This is a genomic window from Streptomyces sp. NBC_00154 (assembly GCF_026342835.1).
Classification (GTDB): Bacteria; Actinomycetota; Actinomycetes; order Streptomycetales; family Streptomycetaceae; genus Streptomyces.
The window spans coordinates 6,613,443-6,635,760 of the sequence record NZ_JAPEMI010000001.1 but is presented as its reverse complement, the minus strand read 5'-3'; the positions used below and the strand labels follow the sequence as shown (position 1 = coordinate 6,635,760).

The window sequence follows — 22,318 nt, the reverse complement described above, 5'->3', positions numbered from 1 at the left end:
CGCGAGCCCGGGGCGCAGCACACGCAGTGCCGCGGTGTGTCCACTGCCCTGACGACGTAGCGGGCGCAGCCCGAGCCGCCTCCCGGTGAGGCCCCGGCCCCCCTGTCCCGCCCGACAAACTCGTCGTGTCACGGCACTAGGAACTGATAGGCCCTCTCGCTACCCTCCGCGCATGATTTCCACGGTTGTCTGGGGCACGGGCAACGTCGGCCGCGCCGCAATCCGCGCTGTCGAGGCCCATCCGGCGCTCGAGCTCACCGCCGTACTCGTCCACAACCCCGACAAGGTGGGACGTGACGCGGGCGAGCTCGGTGGGCTCGGTCGTCAGCTGGGGGTCGTGGCGAACGACGACGTCGATGCCGCGCTGGCCACCGGTCCCCGGGCCGTGGTCTACGCCGCGTCCGGCGACATCCGCCCCGACGAAGCACTCGCCGACATCAGCAGGGCGATCCGGACCGGGGCCGTGGTCGTCACCCCCGCGCTGTACGCCCTGTACGACCAGCTGGGCGCCCCGCCGGAGCTGCGGGAACCGGTGCTGGCCGCCATCGCGGACGGTGGCGGTTCGCTGTTCGTCTCCGGTGTCGATCCGGGCTGGGGCAATGACGTACTCCCGTTGCTGATCAGCGGACTCGGCACCTCCATCGACGTGATCCGCTGTCAGGAGATCTTCGACTACTCCACCTACGAGCAGGAGGAATCGGTCCGGTACCTGGTCGGCATGGGCCAGCCGATGGAGTACGAGCCGCTGATGCTCGCACCGACCGTCCCGACCATGGTGTGGGGTGGGCAGATTCGGCTGATGGCCAGGGCTCTGGGAGCCGAACTCGACGACATCCGCGAGACGTTGGACCGGCGCGCGCTGGACGCCACGGTGAGCACCAGGACGATGGGCTCGTTCGAGGCCGGCACCCAGGGCGCGGTGCGGTTCGAAGTGCAGGGCATCGTCGGGGGCGAACCCCGCATCGTCATCGAGCACATCACCCGCATTCACCCCTCCTGCGCACCGGACTGGCCGACGCCGCCCGACGGCGACGGCGCACATCGAGTGATCATCGAGGGCCGCCCGCGCATCGAGGTCACGGTCGAGGCCACCGACGAGGGCGAGAACAGATCCGCGGGCGGGAACGCGACCGCGGTGGGCCGGCTCGTGAGCGCCATCGACTGGCTCGTGAACGCGGAACCAGGACTCTACGACGCGCTCGACGTCCCGCTGCGTCCCGCAGTCGGCAGGCTCGGAAGGAGACAACCATGAACATCGACATCCCCGAGGGCAAGGACGCGATCGAGTACGTGTGGGGCGAGATGGTGCCCGGGATCGGGATCGCCGCATCGAACTTCTCGCTGGCGGTGTACGCCCATACCACCCTGGGGCTGCGCGAGTTCGAAGCCGCACGGTTGCGGATCGCCCAGATCAACGGGTGCGTCTTCTGTCTCGACTGGCGGACCGAACGGGACGGCGTAAAGGTCGAGGAGGGTTTCGCCGACGCGGTGACCCAGTGGCGTACCGCCGACGTTTTCGACGACCGGACCCGGTTGGCCGCCGAATACGCCGAGCGGTACGCCCTCGATCACCACAACCTCGACGACGCGTTCTGGTCCCGGATGAGCGCGCACTACAGCCAGCTCGAGATCGTGGAGCTGAGCATGAGCATCGGATCATGGCTGGCGTTCGGCCGGCTCAACCATGTGCTGGGCCTCGACACCGTGTGCGCGCTGCCCGGCCGTTGATCGTCACAAGTCGGTGGCGATGATCTTCTCGATGTTCCGTTCGGCGAGCGCGGTGATGGTGACGAACGGATTGACGCTGGTGTTGCCGGGGATCAGCGAGCCGTCCATGACGTACAGGCCGGAGTAACCGTGCAGGCGGCCGTAGTTGTCGGTGGCGCGGTTCAGCACCGCGCCACCGAGCGGGTGGTACGTGAGGTGGTCGCCCCAGATCTTGTAGGTGCCGAAGAGATCGGTCCGGTAGATCGTCCCCTCCTTCTGGTTGATCCTGTCGAAGATCGTCCTGGCGGCGTCGATGGACGGCTGCTTCCATGCGGTCTGCCAGTTCAGGTCGACCTTGCCCGTCGCGGCGTTCCAGGTGAACTCGGCCCGGTTCGGGTTCTTGGTGATGGACAGGTAGAACGAGGCGAACGTCTCGATCCCGGTGGGCAGCGGCGCGACCTCGGCGAACGCGCCACCGGCGGCCCAGTTGTCGATGCCGCCGGTGGGAATGGATGCCTGGAGTCTGCCGGTGGGGTCCCACAGGTGGTTGGCCCGGCCGCACATGACGTTGCCGTTGTCGCCCCACCCTTTGCCGATCTCGTCGTTCAGGCCCGCGAGCGCGCCGGTGGCCTTCAGCTTGACCAGGAGCTTGCTGGTGCCCACGCTGCCGGCCGCGAAGAACACCCGGTCCGCGGTCACCGTTTTGGTGGCCGTGGTGACACCGCCGGTGTCGATCTGGTCGATGACGACCGTATAGCCGCCGCCCGTCGCCGGAGCGACCGAAGTGACCTTGTGCAGCGGCGAGATGGCGACCCTGCCGGTGGCCCTGATCCGGTCGATGTACGTCTTCTGCAGCGACTTCTTGCCGTAGTTGTTGCCGTAGAGGATCTCGCCGGCCAGCGCCGACCTGGGGACGGTTCCGGCCTCTTCCTGCTTCATGTAGTCCCAGTCGTACACGGTGGGCACGAAGACGAACGGGAAGCCGGCACGCTGGGCCTGCTTGCGGCCGACCCGGGCGTACTGGTAGCACGCGGCGGTGTCGAACCAGGCAGGATCGATGGTGCTGACACCGAGCCCGGCATTGGCGCGCGGGTAGTAGATCCCGTACATCTCGTCGGCGTCCACCGACGGGAGGACGGCCCCGAAGTTCTCGCGCTTGGGGGTGACCGCCATGCCACCGTTGACCAGCGAGCCGCCACCGACACCGCGGCCCTGGTAGACCGTGATCCCGCTGAACTCCTCGGCGTCGAGGATCCCGGTGCTGCGGGTGACGTTCTTGTCGATGGGGAAGCCCAGGAAGTTGCTGAGGGGCTGCTTGGTCCTGGTGCGGAGCCAGTACGACCGGCTGTCCGGCGAGGTCGTATTGGCGAAGATCTTGCCGTCCGGGCCGGGGGTGTCCCAGGCCATGCCCATTTCGATCATGTGCACGTCGACGCCCGACTGGGCGAGACGCAGAGCGGCGACGGATCCGCCGTATCCGGTGCCGATCACGAGGGCCGAGACATGGGCCCCGGAGTCGATCGGAGCGGCTGCGGAGCCGACCCCGGCCTGGGCCGGGATGCTGTGACCCGCGAGGGCCACGGCGCCTAAAATAGAACCAGTTCCTGTGATGAATCTTCGACGCGAAACGCCCTTGGGGCCTGCATCATGCATGGTAGAGTCAGTCATGTGACACGCCTCACTCTCGACAGAGTGAAACTCGTTCTACTGCCGTTTGCGTGTTAAGTCACTACATACCTGTGGGTAACTTCCGCTCGGGGGCATACCCCGGATACGCCACGCCGGGCGTCAGCGCACAGCGGGTCCGCGATGTACCGCTCGACCCGCATACGCCGAGCGCCTGCGCGAGCAGAGACGGGAACGGGTGGCGAGGCCCCCTCGGACCCTCGCCACCCGTCACTCCTCAACCGGCATCAACGCAACCGGGCGTCAGTAGGCCCCGAACACGTTGTCGATCGAACCGTACTTGGCGGCGGCGTAGTTGCACGCAGCCGTGATGTTGGCGACCGGGTCGTAGGGGTCCATCGACGTGCCGGGCACGTGGTAGGCCTTGAACGTGGGGTCGATGACCTGCAGGAGCCCCTTGGACGGCGTGCCCTTGGCGGCGTTCGAGTCCCAGTTGTTGATGGCCTTGGGGTTGCCCGAGGACTCGCGCATGATGTTGCGGTGGATGCCGTCGTAGCTGCCGGGGATGCCGTGCTGCGCCATGACGGCCAGCGACTCCTTGATCCAGCCGTCGAGGTCGTTCGTGTACGTCGCGGGCGTCGCGGCGGCAGGAGCGGCACTGCTCGCGGCCGGCTTGGACTCGACAGCCGTGGACTCGGCCTTGGCACCGATGGTCAGCTTCATGCCCGGGCGGATCAGGGCGGGGTCGGCTCCGATGACCTCGCGGTTGTCCTGGTACAGCTGCTGCCAGCCGCCGGTCACGGAATGTCCAGCGGCGATCTTGTAAAGGGTGTCACCGGCTATCACGGAATAGACGGAGGGCGTAGCCTTCGCGGCGGCAATTGCCTTGGCAGGGGCCGCAGCGGGCGCCACATTTTTTGTGACGGCGGTGACGGACTGCGCCGGCGCTGCCGAGGCAGTGGTCGCACCGATCAAAGGAAGCGCGAGAGCGGCTCCCCCTGCGCTCACGGCGATGAAACCGCGAGTCAGCGAACTGGACGTACGACGACGGTGGTTACCCGTTGCGGGCATGGTGCATTCCTCTCCGTCGCCTACGAGGTGAGCTGTCGGGTTCAGACTGGAGTTGCCTGGCCGTATGGGAATACGGCTTCACCCCTAGCCGTTCCGGATACCGGATCGGCTGCTTACCTGGGTCCCCCGCTCCTGCCGTACGTGAGTGGTCGGGTTCCCGGACGGCGGCAGGATTCGGCGTTCCATCCGGATTGACGGTGACCGTAGGCGAGAAACTCCGACCTGAACAAGCCCCCACTTTTCGATCACAATTCATTTACAAGATCGAGTCGGGGAATTATCGGCAATCCACGCCCGCCCGCGAAGCCAAGTTTCTTGGCACAGAAGGGAACCGAGCGGTACGCCGTCGCGTCCGCGGGTCCGGAAAGTGACTCTCGCCACTAGGTCCGAAAAGGGCGATTTGCCCGGCAGGCAAGACATCGACCGTGCGAGTCATGCATTCACCGACAAAGAGAGCAATTTCTCCCTATTAGCCAAATTGGGACATTTAAGACATTGGCGAGCGGGCGAGGTCTTCGACCCGTCGGGACGGACGTCCCCCGCGGGAGGCAACAGCAGAGGCGGCAGCGCGTCAGGCGTCTCCACCGGCTGCGGCACACGAGTGGCCGCCCACCGACCGGGTCGCGCAGGCTCACGCGAACGACGCCCCGACGGGCACAGGAAGTGCCGTACGCCTTCGGCGTGCCCGGCATGGTGCGCAAACGCCCTGCCCGCCCGCCGGGGCCGTCCGGCAGCGCGAGAGAAGTGACGGCGATGGAGAGCCCTGGGTGCTGATCACCGCTCCGCTCTCGCCGCGCAGCATCGCCCGGCCACCGGCTTGCTGCATACCGGCCGTCCGGACCGGGCGCAGCGGCAGGCCCTGGTCGTCCTGCAGTCCCGGACGGCGAAACCGGGCAACACCCACCCGCACACGATCGTGATCGCCACCGCTGAAGCCGGCGGTCGAGGGGCTCCGGCCGGATGAACCCGGCGTAGCCTCGAAGGCTGCTGGATCGATCTTCTTCAGCTTCCCGGCAAAGCGGGCGCGCTCTGCAGGAGTCCTCTCTTCGTCCTCTTCGGAGGAGCATCCCTCGGGCTCGTCCGGTTCTCGGAGGAGTTCGGAATCGGTCACATCGCCGGTCGTAGCAATGCAGCGGCCTCTGCCCGGCAGCGTTGCGGGACAGCCCTTGTTGGCGGTCGGGGCCTCGGCTGCTTATCCGAATCCATCCCGATCCTGTGCGTCGAAACCAGCGGTGAACACGCCTGCTCCGGAAGCCATGGGGTAACGCCCCACTTGTCGCCCTGCGTTGATACAGCGATCGCCGGAAGCAGGGGCGGTGACCGCAGAGCCGAGAGGCGCGCATTCCATCAGTCGATTTCTTCCACCACAATCGTTTCCAAGCCGACCGATTCATCAGAGAAGACCGCCGCGTTGAATCAATCCCGGGAAGTCGGCATGAGCTCGCTTGCATCCTTTGACGCCTGCCGTGTTCCCACGTTGCGCAGCCCTCGTAATCGATTCGGCCCGGCAAAAATTCTGTCGCGCATCAGGTGCGTCGCGACGGAGCCGTAGGCAAGGTCCATTCCGGACCGGATGAATCAGTGAATGCCGCCTGAATGCTGATCAGATGCCTTCCAGAGCCACCATGTTCACTGCAGGAACGGTGAGCTGTACCGATTGCGGACAGGAGTAGGCCTCCGTCCGACCGTCGCCCCTCGGCACCCCGGCCCGGTTGCCCCCTGGATCCGAACGCCGTAGGCCTTCCGCCGAGGATCCGGATGCCTGATCATTTCTTTCCATGCGCATGCCAACGACTCACCGAAGATTCCGCCATCGGGCCTTGCTCTGGGCCGTCGCCGCAAGCCTGGCTCTGACAGCCACCTCAGGAGCGTCGGCCGGGGCCGACACCCCGGCGCCCGGCCTGTCGCAAACCCTTGACCAGATTCTCGGCGACACCCGGTTGAACGGCGCCCAGGTCGGAGTCGTCGTCAGCGACGCCGAAACCGGGCAGACGCTCTATCAACGCAACGGCGATGGCCGCCTGGTACCCGCATCCAGCACCAAGCTTCTGACGTCGACCGCGGCCATGGCGCTGCTGGGCCCCGACTACCGGTTCAGCACCGACGTGCTCGCGGACGGCTCCCGCCACGGGTCCGTGTTCCAGGGCGACGTGTATCTTCGCGGCACCGGCGACCCCACGATGCTGGCCGAGGACTACGACCGGCTGGCCGCCACGGTCGCCGCAGCGGGGATCCGCCGGTTCACCGGCCGACTGGTCGCTGACGACACCCGGTTCGACAGCAGCCGGCTCGGCGCGTCCTGGGCGGCCGACGACGAGTCGGCCTATTACTCGTCGCAGATCTCTCCGCTGACGGTGGCCCCGGACACCGACTACGACGCGGGCACCGTGCTCCTCTCGGTGGCCCCGGGCTCCGCGCCCGGCGAAGCGGCCGCGGTGAAAGTCACCCCGTCCAACGACTACGTCCGCATCGACAACCGTGCCACCACGGTCGCCGCTGGTGGGAGCCGTGCGATCACCGTCGATCGCATGCACGGCAGCAACACGATCGTGGTCAGCGGCAAGATCCCCGTCGGGAGCACGCCGGCCACATCCTGGACCAGCGTCTGGGAACCCACAGGCTATGCGGCCGCCGTCTTCGCGGACGCGCTGGCCGCACACGGAGTGAAAGTGACCCGAGGCACGGTGCTGGGCACGGCCGTCCCGCAGGGTGCCACGACTCTGGCGTCCCATCCGTCGATGCCGCTGAAGGATCTTCTGACGCCGTTTCTGAAGCTGTCCAACAACAACCATGCCGAGGTGCTGGTCAAGACCATCGGTTACGAGGTGAAGGGCAGCGGAACCTGGTCGGCCGGGCTGTCGGCGATCGCAGACCACCTGCGCACCCTCGGATTGGACCCTGCCGCCCTGCGTCAGATGGACGGCTCCGGCCTGTCGAGGATGGACGTGGTCTCCACCGAGCAGTTCACCGGACTGCTGGTCGCCGCGCGCCATCAACCGTGGTTCCAGGAGTGGTACGACGCCCTGCCGATCGCCTGCGCGTCCGACCGGATGACCGGCGGAACGCTGCGCTCCCGCATGTGCGGGACCGCGGCTGCGGGCAATCTGCACGGCAAGACCGGCTCGCTGACCGGCGTGTCGGGGCTCTCCGGCTACGTCACGGACGCCGACGGCCGGAAGCTCGTCTTCAGCTTCGTCAGCAACAACTACGTCGCGAGCTCGGTCAAGAACATCGAGGATGCGGTCGGAGCGGCGCTCGCCGGCTACAGCGTGAAGGGCGCACAGCAGCCGCAAGGTACGGCCCGGTCCGACCGGCCCACGACCGATGCGCCCACTGCAAGGGATGAGCAGCCCGGGCGCACCGACCTCGAATGCTCCTGGACGAAGCCCGCGAGCTGCTGAGCGACGGTCGGGGTACTCCCGGACGGCGCACGGATCCGCGAAGCGCTGACCTGATCCGGCCGGAGGTCGACCGGATCAGGTGAGGGGCGGGGACCCACCCCGCCCCTCACCTGTCGCCGTTGCCGACCTGCTCGCGCGGCTCAGCACGCGAGTGGTGACCAGGGGTGCCGGCGTCGGGTTTCAGGTCAGAAGGGGCCGCAGCCGGCGGCGGCAACCTGTGCGACTCGGCGGACGCTCACCGAAGGCCGACCGGATCAGCGGGAAGGCGCGGGCGGCCCGGCGGGGAATACATCACAATGATCCAACATTCAATAAAGTGATACGGCGCGGACCGCACGGGAGAATCGCATGGGACTTTCGACCTCGGGCGAAACGATGCCTGAGCTGGGACTCCTCGACACCACTGGCATCCTGCGCCGGCCAGGGGTGAGCCCGGAGCGGACCAGCTCAGGACTGGGCTGGGAGCACGTGTACGTCTCCACCCAGCGGGAACAGCCGTATCACGCCACGTTCGAGGCTGCGCCCACCCACCTGCTGATCCTGCACCTGGGCGGCCCGGTGACCGTCCGGCGCCGAATCAGCCGGTCGATGCGGGCCCAGCGGATTCCGGCCGGGGGGATCTTCCTCCACCCCGCGGGCCGCGCGCTGGACGTGGAACTCCAAGGGGGACTCGACACCGTCCACCTGTACCTCAGCGATTCGGTCCTGCAGGCAGCGCACGGTGAGGGCGGGACGGTGGAACTCGCCGAGGAGCTGGGCAGCTCCGATCCGCTGATCGAGCAACTCGTCCTGGCTCTGGACGGCGTCGTACGGCTCCGGGAGCCCTCCGCCCGCACCTACGTGGATCACCTGGTGGGCACGCTCGCTGCTCAGCTCGCCCGGGCACACGCGGCCGGCCGGCCCGTGGACCGCGACAGCGCATCGTCAGGACTGACGAGCCGGCAGCTCATGTCCGCACGCGAGTTGATGGAGACACGGATCTCCGAGCCGCTGCCCGTCGCCGAGCTGGCCTCGGCCACCGGTCTGAGCGCGAGCCAGTTCAGCAGACAGTTCAGAGCCAGCACCGGGAAGTCACCCCACCAGTTCCTGCTCCAACTGCGGCTGGACCACGCACGTCGGCTGCTGCGCACCACGACGATGCCCATCGCCGACCTGGCCGCCCACTGCGGCTTCTCCCACCAGGAGCACCTGACACGCGTGATGCGCGCCAAGCTGGGCACGACCCCTGCTGCCTTCCGTCGGGCTTGCTGACCTTCGATTCCGCGTCCCGCGCCGCCGCATTCACTCCTGCCCGCCCCACCGCACGCGCCGCTGCACCCGGCTTCCGGTGTGGCTCAAACCCGTCCGCGACCCTTCTCCCGACCACGGCGCCGCGCCGATCCGGCAGAAGATGCGCGCGAAACGTGCAGGAAACGGGGGGTCCACGGCCCCGACACTCGGTGGCAGACATCCAGGGACCCACGGCACACGCGAAGGCGGAAAGCGATGAGGAACTTCGTCCACACCTCCCACCCCTCGCGGGTCATCTTCGGCACCGGAACAGCCGGCCAGGTCCGCGACGAAGTCGAGCGGCTCGGCTGTTCCCGCGTCCTGCTCCTGTCCAGCCCGCCGGTGGCCAAGGCCGCCGCCCGAGTGCGAGATGTCCTCGGGGACCTCACCGTGGCGGAGTTCGACGGTGCCGCGATGCACACCCCGGTGGAGGTGACCGAGCGAGCGCTCGACGTACTCCGGGAACACTCCGCCGACTGTCTGGTGGCTGTCGGCGGCGGTTCCACGACAGGGCTGGCCAAAGCACTGGCGCTGCGCACCGATCTCCCGCAGCTGATCCTTCCCACCACATACGCGGGCTCCGAGGTCACCCCCGTACTGGGCGAGACGCAGGACGGACGCAAGATCACCCGGTCCTCACCCGCGATCCTGCCCGAGACCGTCGTCTACGACGTCGAGTTCACCCGTGACCTGCCGGTGGGCATGTCGGTCACCAGCGGAGTCAACGCCCTGGCCCACGCCGTGGAGGCCTTGTACTCGCCGCAGGCGAACCCGGTGATCGACGGCATGGCGCTCGACGCGGTCCGCAGGATCGCCCGCTCCCTGCCGGCTCTCGTCGCCGAGCCGTCCGACACCGCGGCACGCGCCGACCTTCTGCATGCCGCATGGCTGGCCGGTACCTGCCTCGCCTCCGTCGGCATGGGACTCCACCACAAGCTGTGCCACACACTGGGCGGTACGTTCGGCCTGCCGCACGCCGAAACACACACGGTGGTCCTGCCGCACGCCATGGCCTACAACGCCCCTGCCGCCCGGGACGTCATGAACCGCATCGCCGAAGCACTGGGCGTGGCGGACGCGCCGAGCGGGGTGTTCGACCTGATCGCCTCCGTGGGCGGCCCCACCTCGCTGGGCGAGCTGGGCATGGCGCAAGCGGATCTGCCGGAGGCCGCGCGGCTGGCCGTCGCCACGCCGTACCCGAACCCCCGGGAGCTGACGTACCAGGGCATCGAGAGCCTGCTGGAGGACGCCTGGCGGGGGCGTCGTCCGGCAGCTCCCGCGGTGCAGGCTCACCCGGCACTCGGGGCGACTGCGGACCTGGAGCGCCTGACCGATCAGGTGGTGGCGAGCTTCGCCGACGCACCGGATCCGCGGGTCGGGCAGCTGCTCGGTGACCTCGTACGGCACCTGCACCACTTCGTGACGAGCAACGACGTCACCGAATCGGAGTGGCAGCACGCCGTCGATTTCCTGACCCGCACCGGACAGATCTGCACGAGTACCCGCCAGGAGTTCGTGTTGCTGTCCGACACCCTCGGGGTCTCCAGCATCGTCGACCTGCTCACCAATTCGCGCACCCCCGAGACCACACCGTCAGCGGTGCTCGGACCGTTCTACACGGACGGTCCCCCGGAGACCGCACAGGGCGCCGACATCTCGCGGGGTGTCGCCGGCACCCCGTTGTGGGCCGACATCCGCATCACCGACACGGACGACCGCCCCCTGCCGGACGCCGTCGTGGATGTGTGGCAGGCCAACAAGGACGGGTTCTACGACGTCCAGCTGCCCGAGCACGAAGGCCCGGTGCTGCGAGGGCGCCTGCGCACGGACGACCAGGGACGGCTGCGCTTCTGGACGATCCTGCCGGCCGAGTATCCGATCCCGGACGACGGGCCGGTGGGGCAGATGCTCCAGGCCGTCAACCGTCATCCCTACCGTGCCCCCCACCTCCACTTCATGATCTCCGCACCCGGCCACCGGCGCCTGATCACCCAGTTGTTCGTGAAGGGCGGCCCCTACCTGGACTCCGACACCGTGTTCGGCGTCAAGGAGGGACTCGTCATCGACTTCGAGCCCCGCACCGGCCCGACCCCGGACGGCCGCGCCGTCGACGGGGAGTGGCGCAGCCTGCAGTTCACCTTCCGCATCGCCCGCATCGCCGACGCACCGGCAAGCTGACGAGGAGCAGTCCCATGAAATCGACCCACGCCTACGACACCGACGTCCTCGTGGTCGGCAGCGGCCCCGCCGGCGGATCCGCGGCCCTGCTTCTGGCCACCTACGGCATCCGCACCCTGCTGGTCACCAAGTACGGCTGGCTGGCCAACACCCCCCGCGCGCACATAACCAACCAGCGCACCATGGAGGTGCTGCGCGACCTCGGCGTCGACGCCGAAGCCGCCGCGGCCGGAAGCCCCGCCGAGCTCATGGGCGACACCGTCCTGTGCACCGCCCTGGCCGGCGAGGAGATCGGCCGGATCCGCAGCTGGGGCACCGGCCCGCACACGGCGACGGAGTACGGTGCCGCCAGCCCCGTGCAGATGATCGACCTCCCGCAGACCTATCTGGAACCGATCCTGGTGAAGAACGCCGCGGAGCGGGGCGCCAAGGTCCGTTTCGACACCGAGTTCCTCAGCCTGGAACAGGACGCCGACGGAGTCACCGCCCGGCTCCGGGACCGGCTGCGCGGAGACGAGTTCACCGTGCGCGCCCGCTATCTGATCGGTGCGGACGGCGGCCGCAGCAGTGTGGCCGAGCAGGTCGGGCTACCGATCGCCGGGCAGAGCGGCAAGGCCGGCAGCATGAACATCACCTTCAAGGCCGACCTCTCCCGGCACGTGGCCCACCGCCCGAGCGTTCTGTACTGGGTGATGCGTCCCGGCGCCCATATGGGCGGCATCGGCATGGGCCTGGTACGCATGGTGCGGCCATGGAACGAATGGCTGCTGGTGTGGGGATACGACATCGATCAGCCCCCGCCCGAGATGGACGAGGCGACCGCCCGGGACATAGTCCACGACCTCGTCGGCGACCGGGACATCCCCGTCGAGATCACCTCGAGCTCGCTGTGGACGGTCAACCACAGCTACGCCACGACCTACTCGGCCGGGCGTGTCTTCTGCGCCGGGGACGCGGTGCATCGGCACCCGCCGTCCAACGGTCTCGGTTCCAACACCTCGATCCAGGACTCGTACAACCTGGCCTGGAAGCTCGCCATGGTCATCCGTGGTCAGGCCGGACCGGGGCTGCTGGACTCGTACACCGCCGAGCGGGCGCCGGTGGGCAAGCAGATCGTCGACCGCGCCAACCTCAGCCGCGACCAGTTCGGCCCGATCTTCCAGGCGCTCGGACTCGACGAGTACAGCGAGGAGGACGACATCGCCGGCGGCCTCGCCGCGTGCCGCAGCGAGACGGCCGACGGCACCAAACGCCGGCAGGCGCTGGAGGAGGCCATCCAGCTGAAGAACTACGAGTTCAACGCCCACGGCGTCGAGATGAACCAGCGTTACGTCTCTTCCGCCGTCGTCCCGGACGGCGACGCCGGCGAGGTGTGGACACGGGACCCGGAGTTGTTCCACCAGCCCTCGACCCGTCCCGGCGCGAAACTGCCGCACGCCTGGCTCGTCGACGGCGACGGCAACCGGCTGTCCACGCTGGACGTCGTCGGCAAGGGCGCCTTCACCGTGCTGACCGGACTGTCCGGTGGCGAGTGGGAGGCCGCCGCGGCCGAATGCGGGGACACCCTGGGAATTCCGCTGAAGTGCGTGCGCATCGGCTCCGATAACAGCCGCGACGCCTACGGCGAGTGGCGCCGCACCTCGGGGATGGCCGAGGACGGTTGCCTGCTCGTCCGCCCGGACGGACACATCGCCTGGCGGTCCTCCCGGGCACCGCAGGCCGGCTCCTCGGCCTGCGCCGAGCTGCTCGGCGCGTTGAGGGCCGTGCTCCAGTGCTGACGGCACGGCACAGGCCCCACCCAGGATCACACGAACCCAGGCTGACGCCGGTCCGGCGGTCTGCCGGACCCGAACGGAGTGCAGTGCACATGGACAAGGTGGTTGCCACCGCCGAGGAGGCGCTGGCCGACGTCATGGACGGAGCGTCGTTGGCCGTGGGCGGCTTCGGCCTCAGCGGTGTTCCCAATGTGCTGGTCCAGGCGCTGTACGCGACCGGCGCGAGCGGGCTCAGCGTGGTGTCCAACAACTGCGGCGTGGACGGCGGCGGCCTCGGCATCCTCCTCGCCGCGGGTCGAATCGCCCGTGTCACCGGCTCATACGTCGGCGACAACAAGGAGTTCGCCCGCCAGTACCTCTCGGGAGAGCTGCTGGTCGAGCTGACGCCGCAGGGCACGCTCGCCGAGCGCCTGCGAGCCGGCGGCTGCGGCATCCCCGCCTTCTTCACCCCCGCCGGGGTCGGCACCCAGGTCGCCGACGGCGGCCTGCCCTGGCGCTACGCACCCGACGGCAGCGTGGCGGTCGCCTCGCCGCCCAAGGAAATACGCGAGTTCGACGGCCTGCCTCACGTGCTCGAGCACGGCATCACCACCGACTTCGCACTCGTCCGCGCCGCCAAGGGCGACCGCCACGGCAATCTCGTCTTCCACCGCTCGGCCCGCAACTTCAACCCGCTCGCCGCCATGGCCGGCCGCGTCACCGTCGCCGAAGTGGAGCAGCTGGTCGAGCCCGGCGAGCTGGACCCGGACGAGATCCATCTCCCCGGCGTCTTCGTCCAGCGGGTGGTCGAACTGACGCCGGAGCAGGCCGCGGACAAGCAGATCGAACGGCGCACTGTTTCCGCGCCTCCGGCACGAGGGACGGTGCGGCGCTGATGGCTTGGACCAGGGACGAGATGGCCGCACGCGCGGCGGCCGAAATCCAGGACGGCGACTACGTGAACCTCGGCATCGGACTGCCCACGCTGGTGCCCGAGCACATCGCCGAAGGGGTGCATGTGGTGCTCCAGTCGGAGAACGGCATCCTCGGCGTCGGCCCGTACCCGGCCGACGCGGACGTGGACCCGGACCTCATCAACGCGGGCAAGGAGACGGTCACGGTGCTGCCGGGCGCGAGCTTCTTCGACTCGTCGCTGTCCTTCGGGATGATCCGAGGCGGTCACATCGACGCCGCGATTCTGGGGGCCATGCAGGTCTCCGCCGCCGGGGACCTCGCCAACTGGATGATCCCGGGCAAGATGGTGAAGGGCATGGGCGGTGCGATGGATCTCGTCCACGGCGCCCGGCGGGTGGTCGTCGTGATGGACCACTGTGCCAAGGACGGCAGCCCGAAGGTCGTCGAGGCCTGCACCCTGCCCCTGACCGGCAGGGCATGCGTCGACCGCATCATCACCGACCTCGGCGTCCTGGACGTCACCGAGGACGGTCTTGTCCTCGTCGAGACGGCTCCCGGCGTCAGCGTGGACGACGTCGTCAGCCGTACCGCCGCGCGCGTACGAGTGCCCGACACCATCGGCTGACCGCGGTCGGCCCATCCCCTGATCGCCCGCCGGCCGAGTCTCCTGGACAGCGCCCCGGACCGGCGGGCCGGCATCACCCACCCCCCGTTTCTCCCTCTCCACCGCAAGGAGTCCCGATGAACGAGAACCTGCGGGACGTCTACGTCGTCGACGCCGTCCGTACCCCGATCGGCCGCTATGGCGGGGCCCTGTCCTCAGTGCGCCCCGACGACCTCGCCGCCGGCGTGCTGCGTCGTCTGCTCGACCGTAGCCCCGCCCTGGACCCGGGCCTCATCGGCGACGTGCTCTTCGGGAACTCCAACGGCGCCGGGGAGGAGAACCGCGATGTCGCCCGCATGGCGGTACTGCTGGCCGGCCTGCCCGTCACGGTCCCCGGAGCCACCGTCAACCGGCTGTGCGGCTCGGGGATGGAGGCCGTCATCCAGGCCGCCCGTGCGGTGGCGCTCGGCGATGCCTCCATCGCGGTGGCAGGCGGCGTGGAGTCCATGAGCCGCGCCCCGTGGGTGATGCCCAAACCGGAACGGGCCTTCCCGGCAGGCAACCAGCAGCTGTACTCCACCACCCTGGGCTGGAGGATGGTCAACCCGCGCATGCCCGAGGAATGGACCATCCCGCTCGGCGAGAGCGCCGAGCTGATCGCCGACAAGTACGGAATCACCCGCGAGGCCCAGGACGTCTTCGCGCTCGCCAGTCACGAGAAGGCCTCGCGGGCGTGGCAGGACGGTGCCTACGACACCGAGGTGGTTCCCGTCGACGGTGTCGACCTGCCCCGCGACGAAGGAATCAGGGACGACACATCCCTCGAGGCGCTGGCCCGCCTCAGGCCCGTCTTCCGTCAGGGCGGTACGGTCACGGCCGGCAACGCCTCGCCCCTCAACGACGGCGCGGCAGCCCTGCTGCTGGCCGACGAGGCCGGGCTGGCCGAGATCGGTCGTGAGCCGCTGGCCAGGATCAGGGCCGGCGCCGTGACCGGCATCGAGCCGCAGTACTTCGGTCTCGGCCCGGTCGAAGCCATCCGCAAGGCTCTGACGAAAGCCGGGCGCGACTTCGGCGACCTGCGCACCGTCGAGCTCAACGAGGCCTACGCCGCCCAGGCACTGGGATGCCTCGCGGCCCTGCCCGACCTGGACCCCGACGTCCTCAACACGAGGGGCGGAGCCATCGCCCTGGGACATCCCCTCGGCGCCTCCGGCGCCCGCATCGCCGGAGCAGTCGCCCACCAGCTCGCCGAAGCGGGCTCGGGCACGGGTCTGGCCGCGCTGTGCATCGGTGTCGGGCAGGGCCAGGCCCTGGTCCTGGAGCGCTGAGTCACGCCCGGCGGTCGGCGCACCGCCGCATGGCGGTGGCCGCGTCGTGGGTGCGGTGGGCGTCCGGGTGAGTGCCGTGGTCGCGAGGTCGTCACCCCCGGATGGGCGTACCTCACTGGATCGAGTCACATGAGCTGGTTTCGGCCGCGTGTGTCACCGCGCCACCATTGAGAAGCGTGTGGGCGTCGCTCTGCCGTCTCAAGGCTGCGGCGCCCCTGGCACAGCTACCTCCCCGTCAGGCACACGCCACTCGCATGCAGTACGGCAAGACCCGCGCGCAGCTCATCGCCGTCACGCCGGGCACGATCGTGGATGAGGCGTGAATCGGGCAGTGAGCGCTCCGCGTTCCCGGCGCCAGGCGTCCGGCAGCCAGGGCCGTCCGGTGCCGTCGAGAGCTACCGGCCGCGCCGATGCGATCGAGTTCGAGTGGCAGCCCGACGGTGATCAGCTGAGACTGAGGCAACGGTTCTGAACCGGACAACACATCCCGGCCTCATGACTTCCGGACTACTCGATCCGGCCATCGAAAAGCGCGGGTACAGGGCGCCGACCGTCATGGCCGACGACTCTCGAAAGTTCCTCAAGGAGCCCGTATGGAGGAGAAATCCCTCGAAGTCCTGACGCCCGGGCCGGATGAATCTGCGATCGACAAGTGCAGGTACACCGCCCCGGAGACCGGCATCGAGAGAGACCTCTCCGAGGTGTTGGCTGACGTCCTGTGTGTCGAACGAGTGTCGGTCGACAGCCACTTCTTCGATGACCTCGGCGCCAACTCCCTGGTGATGGCGCATTTCTGCGCACGGGTCAGGAAGCGGGCAGACCTTCCGTCGGCGTCGATGAAGGACATCTACCGGCACCCGACGATCCGCTGCCTGGCGACGGGGCTCGCGGAAGCCGCGCCCATCCCTGTCGAGTCGTCGTCCCCGGCGCCGACCGAGGTGGTGGCCCCGGTCGGCACAGTGCAGTACGCCCTCTGCGGGACACTGCAGTTCCTGCTCTTCCTGGGATATTCATTCCTCGTCGCACTTGTGGCCGACCTGGGCTACGCATGGGTCTCCGCCGGCTCGGATGTGATCGACATCTATCTGCGATCGTTCGTCTTCGGCGGCGTCGGCTTCATCGGTCTGTGCACCTTCCCGATCGCGGCCAAATGGCTCCTCATCGGCCGGTGGACATCGCGCGACTTCCCGGTCTGGGGTCTGACGTACCTGCGCTTCTGGACCGTCAAGGTGCTGATCCACGCCAACCCGATGATCTTCTTCGTCGGCAATCCCCTGTACGTGCTGTACCTGCGGGCCCTGGGCGCACGGATCGGCAAGGGAGTCACGATCCTCTCCCGCAACGTTCCGGTCTGCCCCGACCTGCTGACGATCGGTTCCGGGACGGTAATCCGCAAGGACTCGTTCTTCCTCTGCTACCGGGCGCACGCCGGCCGTATCCAGACCGGTCGCGTCACCCTTGGCCGGGACGTGTTCATCGGCGAGAAGACCGTCCTCGACATCGACACGTCCATGGGCGACGGGGCTCAACTCGGCCACACGTCCACGCTGTACAGCGGTCAGGCGGTCCCGGGCGGTCAGCGCTGGCACGGATCCCCGGCACAGCTCACGCAGCACGACTACCTGAGGATCGCGCCGGCCAAATGCAGCACACTGCGGCGGGCGGGCTTCGGCCTCGTCACCGTGCTTCAGCTGTTCTTCCTCTACGTGCCGCTGGCTGTCGGGGGCGCGTACATGCTGGTGACCCTGGTTCCGGCGCTGCACAACCGGCTGGGCCCGGGCACGGTGGGGTTCACATCGACAGATCTCTACATCGACGCGCTGATCCTGTCCCTGGTGTTGTTCTTCGGCTTCGTCGTCGTGGGCCTGGCCGTATTGTTCACCGTTCCGCGCCTGCTGAACCTGGTCGTCAAGCCGGACAAGGTCTATCCGCTGTACGGGTTTCACTACTCGGCTCACCGGGCGATCGGGCGCATGACCAACATCAAGTTCTTCAAGTGGCTGCTCGGTGACAGCTCCTACATCGTCCATTATTTGCGCGGCCTCGGATACGACTTGTCCCGCGTCGAGCAGACCGGGTCGAACTTCGGCACGGAAGTCCAGCACGAGACCCCGTATCTGTGCTCTGTCGGCAGCGGGACGATGGTCGCTGACGGACTCTCCATCGTCAACGCCGACTTCTCGAGCACGTCGTTCCGGGTGTCCCGGGCCTCGATCGGGCCATACAACTTTCTCGGGAACAACATCGCCTATCCCTCGGGGGCCAGAACGGGCGAGAACTGTCTCCTTGCGACGAAGGTGATGGTTCCGCTCGACGGTGAGGTGCGCGAGGGTGTGGGCCTGCTCGGCTCGCCGTGCTTCGAGATTCCCCGGTCGGTCGAGCGCGACTCCCGGTTCGACCACCTTCGGACCGGCGACGAGTTGCGCCGCAGCCTCGCCGCAAAGAACCGCTACAACATCCGATCGATGGTCTTCTTCCTGCTCGTGCGGTGGCTGCACTTCTTCGTGCTCACGATGCTCGGCCTCGCGAACGCCGAACTGTACGACTCCTACGGGCATGTGCTGATCGCTGTGTTCCTGGTGTCCAGTCTCGGGTTCACCGCTGTCTACTTCGTACTGGTGGAACGCGGTATCGCGGCATTCCGCTCGTTGCGACCTCAGTTGTGTTCCATCTACGAGCCTTACTTCTGGTGGCACGAGCGCCTCTGGAAGGTGCCCGACACGTACCTCAACGTCTTCAACGGCACCCCTTTCAAGAACGTGATCTGGCGGATGCTGGGCGTTCGGCTCGGCAGCAGAGTCTTCGATGACGGCTGCTATTTGACGGAGCGGACGCTCACCACCATCGGGAGCGACTGCACGCTCAATGCCGGAAGCAAGATCCAGTGCCACTCGCAGGAGGACGGCACCTTCAAGTCCGATCGCAGCACCATCGACGCCGGCTGCACCCTCGGTGTGGGAGCCCACGTCCACTACGGCGTGACGATGGGCGAGGGCGCGGTACTCGCCCCCGACTCCTTTCTCATGAAGGGCGAGGAAGTCCCGCAGCACGCACGCTGGGGAGGAAACCCCGCCACGGAGATGCGAGATGCCCTGTATCAGCCCGAGGCACTGACCGGGAAGAGGTAGCAGCGCCGCCCTTGTCGGCGCGAACAGCACGGTGGCGACGGTGAATGGAGAGGGACGACCAGATGGGAATGCAGGAGCAGGCCGACCGGGAGTACTGGCGCGCTGTGCTGCTCGCCGGTGGATTCTCCGCAATACCGCGGTGGACGCTCGATCCGGTGACGGGCGTCGGCGAACACGAGGCGACGATCCCGGACGGCGTCGTGGCGGCGTTGGGCCGGTTGACCGAGGGCCTGGCGGTGCCGCTCGACTCCGTGCTGCTGGCCGCGCACGCCAAGGTACTTGCCGCGCTGTCCGGCGAGCGCGAGGTCACGACCGGTTACGTCACCGTGGAGGGCGGTCGGCCGCTGCCGTGCCGGCTGACGACCGACCCCGACTCGTGGCGTGCGCTGCTGCTGGACACCCATCGAGCAGCGTCGGATCTGCTGTTGCACAAGGACTTTCCGGTCGATGAGCTCAGGCGCGAGCTGGACCTGGCCGAACCGTCGATCGAGACCGTGTTCGATCCGCACGGCTCGGGCGGCGAAGTCGCCGGTAACACCGTGCTGCGGTTGGGATTTTCGCAACGCGGCGGCCATCTCGTGCTGCGACTGCGGTATCGGACCGATGCGCTCGACGCGGACTGCGCCGTCAGGATCGCCGGTTACCACCTCACCGCGCTCGCGCTGATCGCCGCCGATCCGGACGCCGAGCACGGACGTCAGAGCCTGCTCTCCGCCGAGGAACTCCACTTCCAGCTCGAAGAATTCGCCGGTCCACGCCGGGAGTTGCCGGACCACCGGTTCCACGAGCTGTTCGAGCAGCGGGTGGCGGCTCACCCGGACGCCGTCGCTGCGGTGCACGGGGAGCAGCAGCTGACGTATCGGGAACTCAACGCGCGCGCCAACCGGGTGGGACGAGCCCTGCTGGCGCGGGGGCTGCGCCCCGAGGGTGTCGTCGCGGTGGTGACGGAGCGCAACCTGGACTGGATGGCCGCCGTCCTCGCTGTCTTCAAGGCCGGCGGCGTGTACCTGCCCATCGAGCCGCATTTCCCGGCCGATCGCGTCGCGACCATGCTCTCCCGTGCCGCATGCGGGCTCGTTCTGACCGAACCCGGCAGCACCTCCACGCTCGACCAGGCCCTCGGCTCGCTGTCCGGGGTCCAGAAGCTCTTCGTCGGCGCAGCCTACGAGGAGGACCATGCCGACGACGATCTGGGCCTCCACGTCGCACCGGACCAGCTCGCCTACATCTATTTCACCTCCGGCTCCACGGGAGAGCCCAAGGGCGCGATGTGCGAGCACGCGGGCATGCTGAACCACCTCTACGCCAAGATCGACGACCTGGGGATCGGCGAGGGACAGGTGGTCGCCCAGACCGCGCCCCAGTGCTTCGACATCTCGCTGTGGCAACTGGTGTCCGGGCTGCTGGTCGGCGGGCGGACGCTGCTGGTGGAGCAGGAGGTGATCCTGGACGTCGAGCGGTTCGTCGACAAGATCGTTGACGGCCGGGTCGCCGTCCTCCAGGTCGTACCCTCCTACCTGGACGTCGTCGTGTCCTGTCTGAAGCAGCACCCCCGCGAGCTGCCGGACCTGCGGTGCGTGTCGGTCACCGGCGAGGCGCTGAAGAAGGAGCTCGCGCAGCGCTGGTTCGCCGCCCAGCCCGGGATCAAGCTGGTCAACGCCTATGGGCTGACCGAGACCTCGGACGACACCAACCACGAGGTCATGGACCGCGTGCCCGACGGGGACCGGATCCTGCTGGGTCCCGCGGTCAACAACGTGCACGTGTATGTCGTCGACGAGCACCTGGCCCCGGTGCCGCTCGGCGCCCCCGGTCTGATCGTCTTCTCCGGCGTCTGCGTCGGCCGCGGATACGTCAACGACCCCGAGCGCACCCGGCAGGCCTATCTGGCCGATCCGCACCGTGACGGCGCCCGGCTCTACCGGGGCGGCGACTACGGCCGCTGGCAGCCCGGGGGCAAACTGGAGTTCCTCGGCCGCCGGGACAACCAGGTGAAGATTCGTGGCTTCCGGATCGAGATCGGCGAGATCGAGAACACCCTGTTGCAGGTGCCCGGTGTTCGCGACGGTGCGGTGGTGGTCACCGAGCGGGCCGACCGGAGCAAGCACCTGGTGGCGTTCTACTCCGGTCGGCGGCCGCTCGAGGTCGACGCCCTGCGGGACCGGCTCGGTGAGTCGCTGCCCGAGTACATGGTCCCGTCGGCCTTCCACTGGCGGGAAAGTCTGCCACTGACAGCCAACAGCAAGATCGACAGGAAGGCTCTGCGGGGGCTCTCCGAAGAACTCGGCGCCGTCCAGGACGAGTACCGCGCGCCGAGTACGCCGACCGAACAACAGCTGGCGGCCGCATGGGCGAAGGTGCTCGGCATCCCGCAGAACCAGATCGGACGGCGGGACCACTTCTTCGACCGGGGGGGCACGTCGCTGTCGGCAGTGAAGCTGGCGATCACCCTGGACCGTGCGGTGTCCCTCAAGGACGTCACCCGCCACCCGGTCCTTGCCGATCTGGCCGGGCTGGTCGACGGCAGGTCCGAACGGCGCTCCGGGCTGCTCCAGTCACTGTCGGAATCGGACGGAACGCAGGCCGCCGCCCTGGTGTGCTTCCCATACGCCGGCGGCAACGCGGTGAACTTCCAGCCGATGGCCGGGGCACTGCCGGGCGGCGGGCCGGCGGTCTACGCCGTCGAGCTGCCCGGTCACGACGTGGCCGCCGAGAGCGAGCCGTTCGCGCCGATGGCACAGGTGGCCGAGCAGGTCGTCGTCGAGATCATCCGGCGTGGCCTGACCAGGGTCCTGCTGTGGGGCCATTCCTCGGGCACCGCGTTGGCCGTGGAGACGGCCAGAAAGCTGCAGGAGAGCGGGGTGGACGTCCAGCGGGTGTTCCTCGGCGCACAGCTGCTCGGCAACGCCGCCGACCGGCGCGCCGCCATCGCCGAGCTGACCGGGCGGAGCAACGCCGAGATCGCCGCGAGGCTGAGCTCGGAGGGCGGGTACACCGAGCTCGGTGAGCTGGATGCGCAGCACGCCGAGCAGGTCGGTGCCGCCTACCGGCACGACTGCGTGTCCGCGCACCACTATTTCGCCGACGCCCTGGACAGCCCACCGGCGCTGAAGCTGTCCGCGCCGGTCACCGTGGTCGTTGCCGCCGACGACCCGAGCACAGCGGAGTACCCGCGCCGGTACCGCGACTGGCAGCTCCTGGCCGAGCAGGTCGACCTGCACGAGCTCGCCGACGGAGGCCACTACTTCCTGCGCACCCGTCCGACCGAGGCGGCAGAGGCCGTGCTGCGCGCCGCCGATTTGTTCGCTTCTTCCTGAGTGGCAACTGAAAGGACATC

Annotated in this window: 13 protein-coding genes and 1 riboswitch; of the genes, 11 read left to right on the top strand and 2 right to left on the bottom strand. The window is 68.4% G+C overall.

What is annotated here, in order from left to right; all coding sequences use genetic code 11:
• The first annotated feature begins 172 nt into the window (after positions 1-172).
• Both OHA03_RS29670 and OHA03_RS29665 read left to right on the top strand, forming a co-directional pair.
• On the top strand, positions 173-1,252 hold the full coding sequence (locus OHA03_RS29670) for a dihydrodipicolinate reductase (protein ID WP_267006795.1): 1,080 nt from the start codon (positions 173-175) through the stop codon (positions 1,250-1,252).
• On the top strand, positions 1,249-1,728 hold the full coding sequence (locus OHA03_RS29665; protein WP_267006794.1) for a carboxymuconolactone decarboxylase family protein: 480 nt from the start codon (positions 1,249-1,251) through the stop codon (positions 1,726-1,728). The genes OHA03_RS29670 and OHA03_RS29665 overlap by 4 nt, the downstream gene beginning before the upstream one ends.
• Positions 1,729-1,731: 3 nt before the next feature.
• Here OHA03_RS29665 and OHA03_RS29660 read toward each other — a convergent pair whose 3' ends face one another.
• Both OHA03_RS29660 and OHA03_RS29655 read right to left on the bottom strand, forming a co-directional pair.
• The gene (locus OHA03_RS29660; protein WP_267006793.1) at positions 1,732-3,375 is read right to left on the bottom strand and encodes a GMC oxidoreductase; all 1,644 of its coding nucleotides are present in this window, start codon (positions 3,373-3,375) and stop codon (positions 1,732-1,734) included.
• Between the two features lie 261 nt (positions 3,376-3,636).
• A complete protein-coding gene (locus OHA03_RS29655) occupies positions 3,637-4,404 on the bottom strand; it encodes a LysM peptidoglycan-binding domain-containing protein (protein WP_267006792.1) in 768 nt (255 codons plus the stop codon).
• 4 nt (positions 4,405-4,408) lie between these two features.
• Positions 4,409-4,594: riboswitch (cyclic di-AMP (ydaO/yuaA leader) on the bottom strand.
• A 1,594-nt stretch (positions 4,595-6,188) separates the two neighbouring features.
• Here OHA03_RS29655 and dacB point away from each other — a divergent pair.
• From dacB to OHA03_RS29610, 9 genes are all read left to right on the top strand, one after another.
• Complete coding sequence (gene dacB / locus OHA03_RS29650) at positions 6,189-7,805, top strand: D-alanyl-D-alanine carboxypeptidase/D-alanyl-D-alanine-endopeptidase (protein WP_267008205.1); 1,617 nt, start codon at positions 6,189-6,191, stop codon at positions 7,803-7,805.
• A gap of 348 nt (positions 7,806-8,153) precedes the next feature.
• The gene (locus OHA03_RS29645; RefSeq protein WP_267006791.1) at positions 8,154-9,056 is read left to right on the top strand and encodes an AraC family transcriptional regulator; all 903 of its coding nucleotides are present in this window, start codon (positions 8,154-8,156) and stop codon (positions 9,054-9,056) included.
• Between the two features lie 234 nt (positions 9,057-9,290).
• The gene (locus OHA03_RS29640; RefSeq protein WP_267006790.1) at positions 9,291-11,252 is read left to right on the top strand and encodes a maleylacetate reductase and hydroxyquinol 1,2-dioxygenase domain-containing protein; all 1,962 of its coding nucleotides are present in this window, start codon (positions 9,291-9,293) and stop codon (positions 11,250-11,252) included.
• A 14-nt stretch (positions 11,253-11,266) separates the two neighbouring features.
• Positions 11,267-13,030, top strand: coding sequence for an FAD-dependent monooxygenase (locus OHA03_RS29635; RefSeq protein ID WP_267006789.1), 1,764 nt, complete (start codon positions 11,267-11,269; stop codon positions 13,028-13,030).
• Between the two features lie 89 nt (positions 13,031-13,119).
• Positions 13,120-13,902 (top strand): CoA transferase subunit A, encoded by a 783-nt coding sequence (locus OHA03_RS29630; protein ID WP_267006788.1) that lies wholly within the window; start codon positions 13,120-13,122, stop codon positions 13,900-13,902.
• Positions 13,902-14,546: a CoA transferase subunit B gene (locus tag OHA03_RS29625; RefSeq protein WP_267006787.1), complete on the top strand. Its 645-nt coding sequence runs from the start codon at positions 13,902-13,904 to the stop codon at positions 14,544-14,546. Before OHA03_RS29630 ends, OHA03_RS29625 begins: the two co-directional genes overlap by 1 nt.
• A gap of 116 nt (positions 14,547-14,662) precedes the next feature.
• The gene (locus OHA03_RS29620; protein ID WP_267006786.1) at positions 14,663-15,853 is read left to right on the top strand and encodes an acetyl-CoA C-acyltransferase; all 1,191 of its coding nucleotides are present in this window, start codon (positions 14,663-14,665) and stop codon (positions 15,851-15,853) included.
• Between the two features lie 593 nt (positions 15,854-16,446).
• Positions 16,447-18,981, top strand: a complete 2,535-nt coding sequence (locus OHA03_RS29615; RefSeq protein ID WP_267006785.1) for a Pls/PosA family non-ribosomal peptide synthetase — start codon at positions 16,447-16,449, stop codon at positions 18,979-18,981.
• A 62-nt stretch (positions 18,982-19,043) separates the two neighbouring features.
• The gene (locus OHA03_RS29610) at positions 19,044-22,298 is read left to right on the top strand and encodes an amino acid adenylation domain-containing protein (RefSeq protein ID WP_267006784.1); all 3,255 of its coding nucleotides are present in this window, start codon (positions 19,044-19,046) and stop codon (positions 22,296-22,298) included.
• The last annotated feature ends 20 nt before the right edge of the window (positions 22,299-22,318 follow it).

Coding starts and splice junctions, on each gene's coding strand:
- OHA03_RS29665 (WP_267006794.1), top strand. CDS start 1,249: ATGAACATCGACATCCCCGAGGGCAAGGACGCGATCGAGTACGTGTGG.
- OHA03_RS29630 (WP_267006788.1), top strand. CDS start 13,120: ATGGACAAGGTGGTTGCCACCGCCGAGGAGGCGCTGGCCGACGTCATG.
- OHA03_RS29645 (WP_267006791.1), top strand. CDS start 8,154: ATGGGACTTTCGACCTCGGGCGAAACGATGCCTGAGCTGGGACTCCTC.
- OHA03_RS29670 (WP_267006795.1), top strand. CDS start 173: ATGATTTCCACGGTTGTCTGGGGCACGGGCAACGTCGGCCGCGCCGCA.
- OHA03_RS29620 (WP_267006786.1), top strand. CDS start 14,663: ATGAACGAGAACCTGCGGGACGTCTACGTCGTCGACGCCGTCCGTACC.
- OHA03_RS29615 (WP_267006785.1), top strand. CDS start 16,447: ATGGAGGAGAAATCCCTCGAAGTCCTGACGCCCGGGCCGGATGAATCT.
- OHA03_RS29660 (WP_267006793.1), bottom strand. CDS start 3,375: ATGACTGACTCTACCATGCATGATGCAGGCCCCAAGGGCGTTTCGCGT.
- OHA03_RS29610 (WP_267006784.1), top strand. CDS start 19,044: ATGGGAATGCAGGAGCAGGCCGACCGGGAGTACTGGCGCGCTGTGCTG.
- OHA03_RS29635 (WP_267006789.1), top strand. CDS start 11,267: ATGAAATCGACCCACGCCTACGACACCGACGTCCTCGTGGTCGGCAGC.
- OHA03_RS29625 (WP_267006787.1), top strand. CDS start 13,902: ATGGCTTGGACCAGGGACGAGATGGCCGCACGCGCGGCGGCCGAAATC.
- OHA03_RS29640 (WP_267006790.1), top strand. CDS start 9,291: ATGAGGAACTTCGTCCACACCTCCCACCCCTCGCGGGTCATCTTCGGC.
- OHA03_RS29655 (WP_267006792.1), bottom strand. CDS start 4,404: ATGCCCGCAACGGGTAACCACCGTCGTCGTACGTCCAGTTCGCTGACT.
- dacB (WP_267008205.1), top strand. CDS start 6,189: ATGCCAACGACTCACCGAAGATTCCGCCATCGGGCCTTGCTCTGGGCC.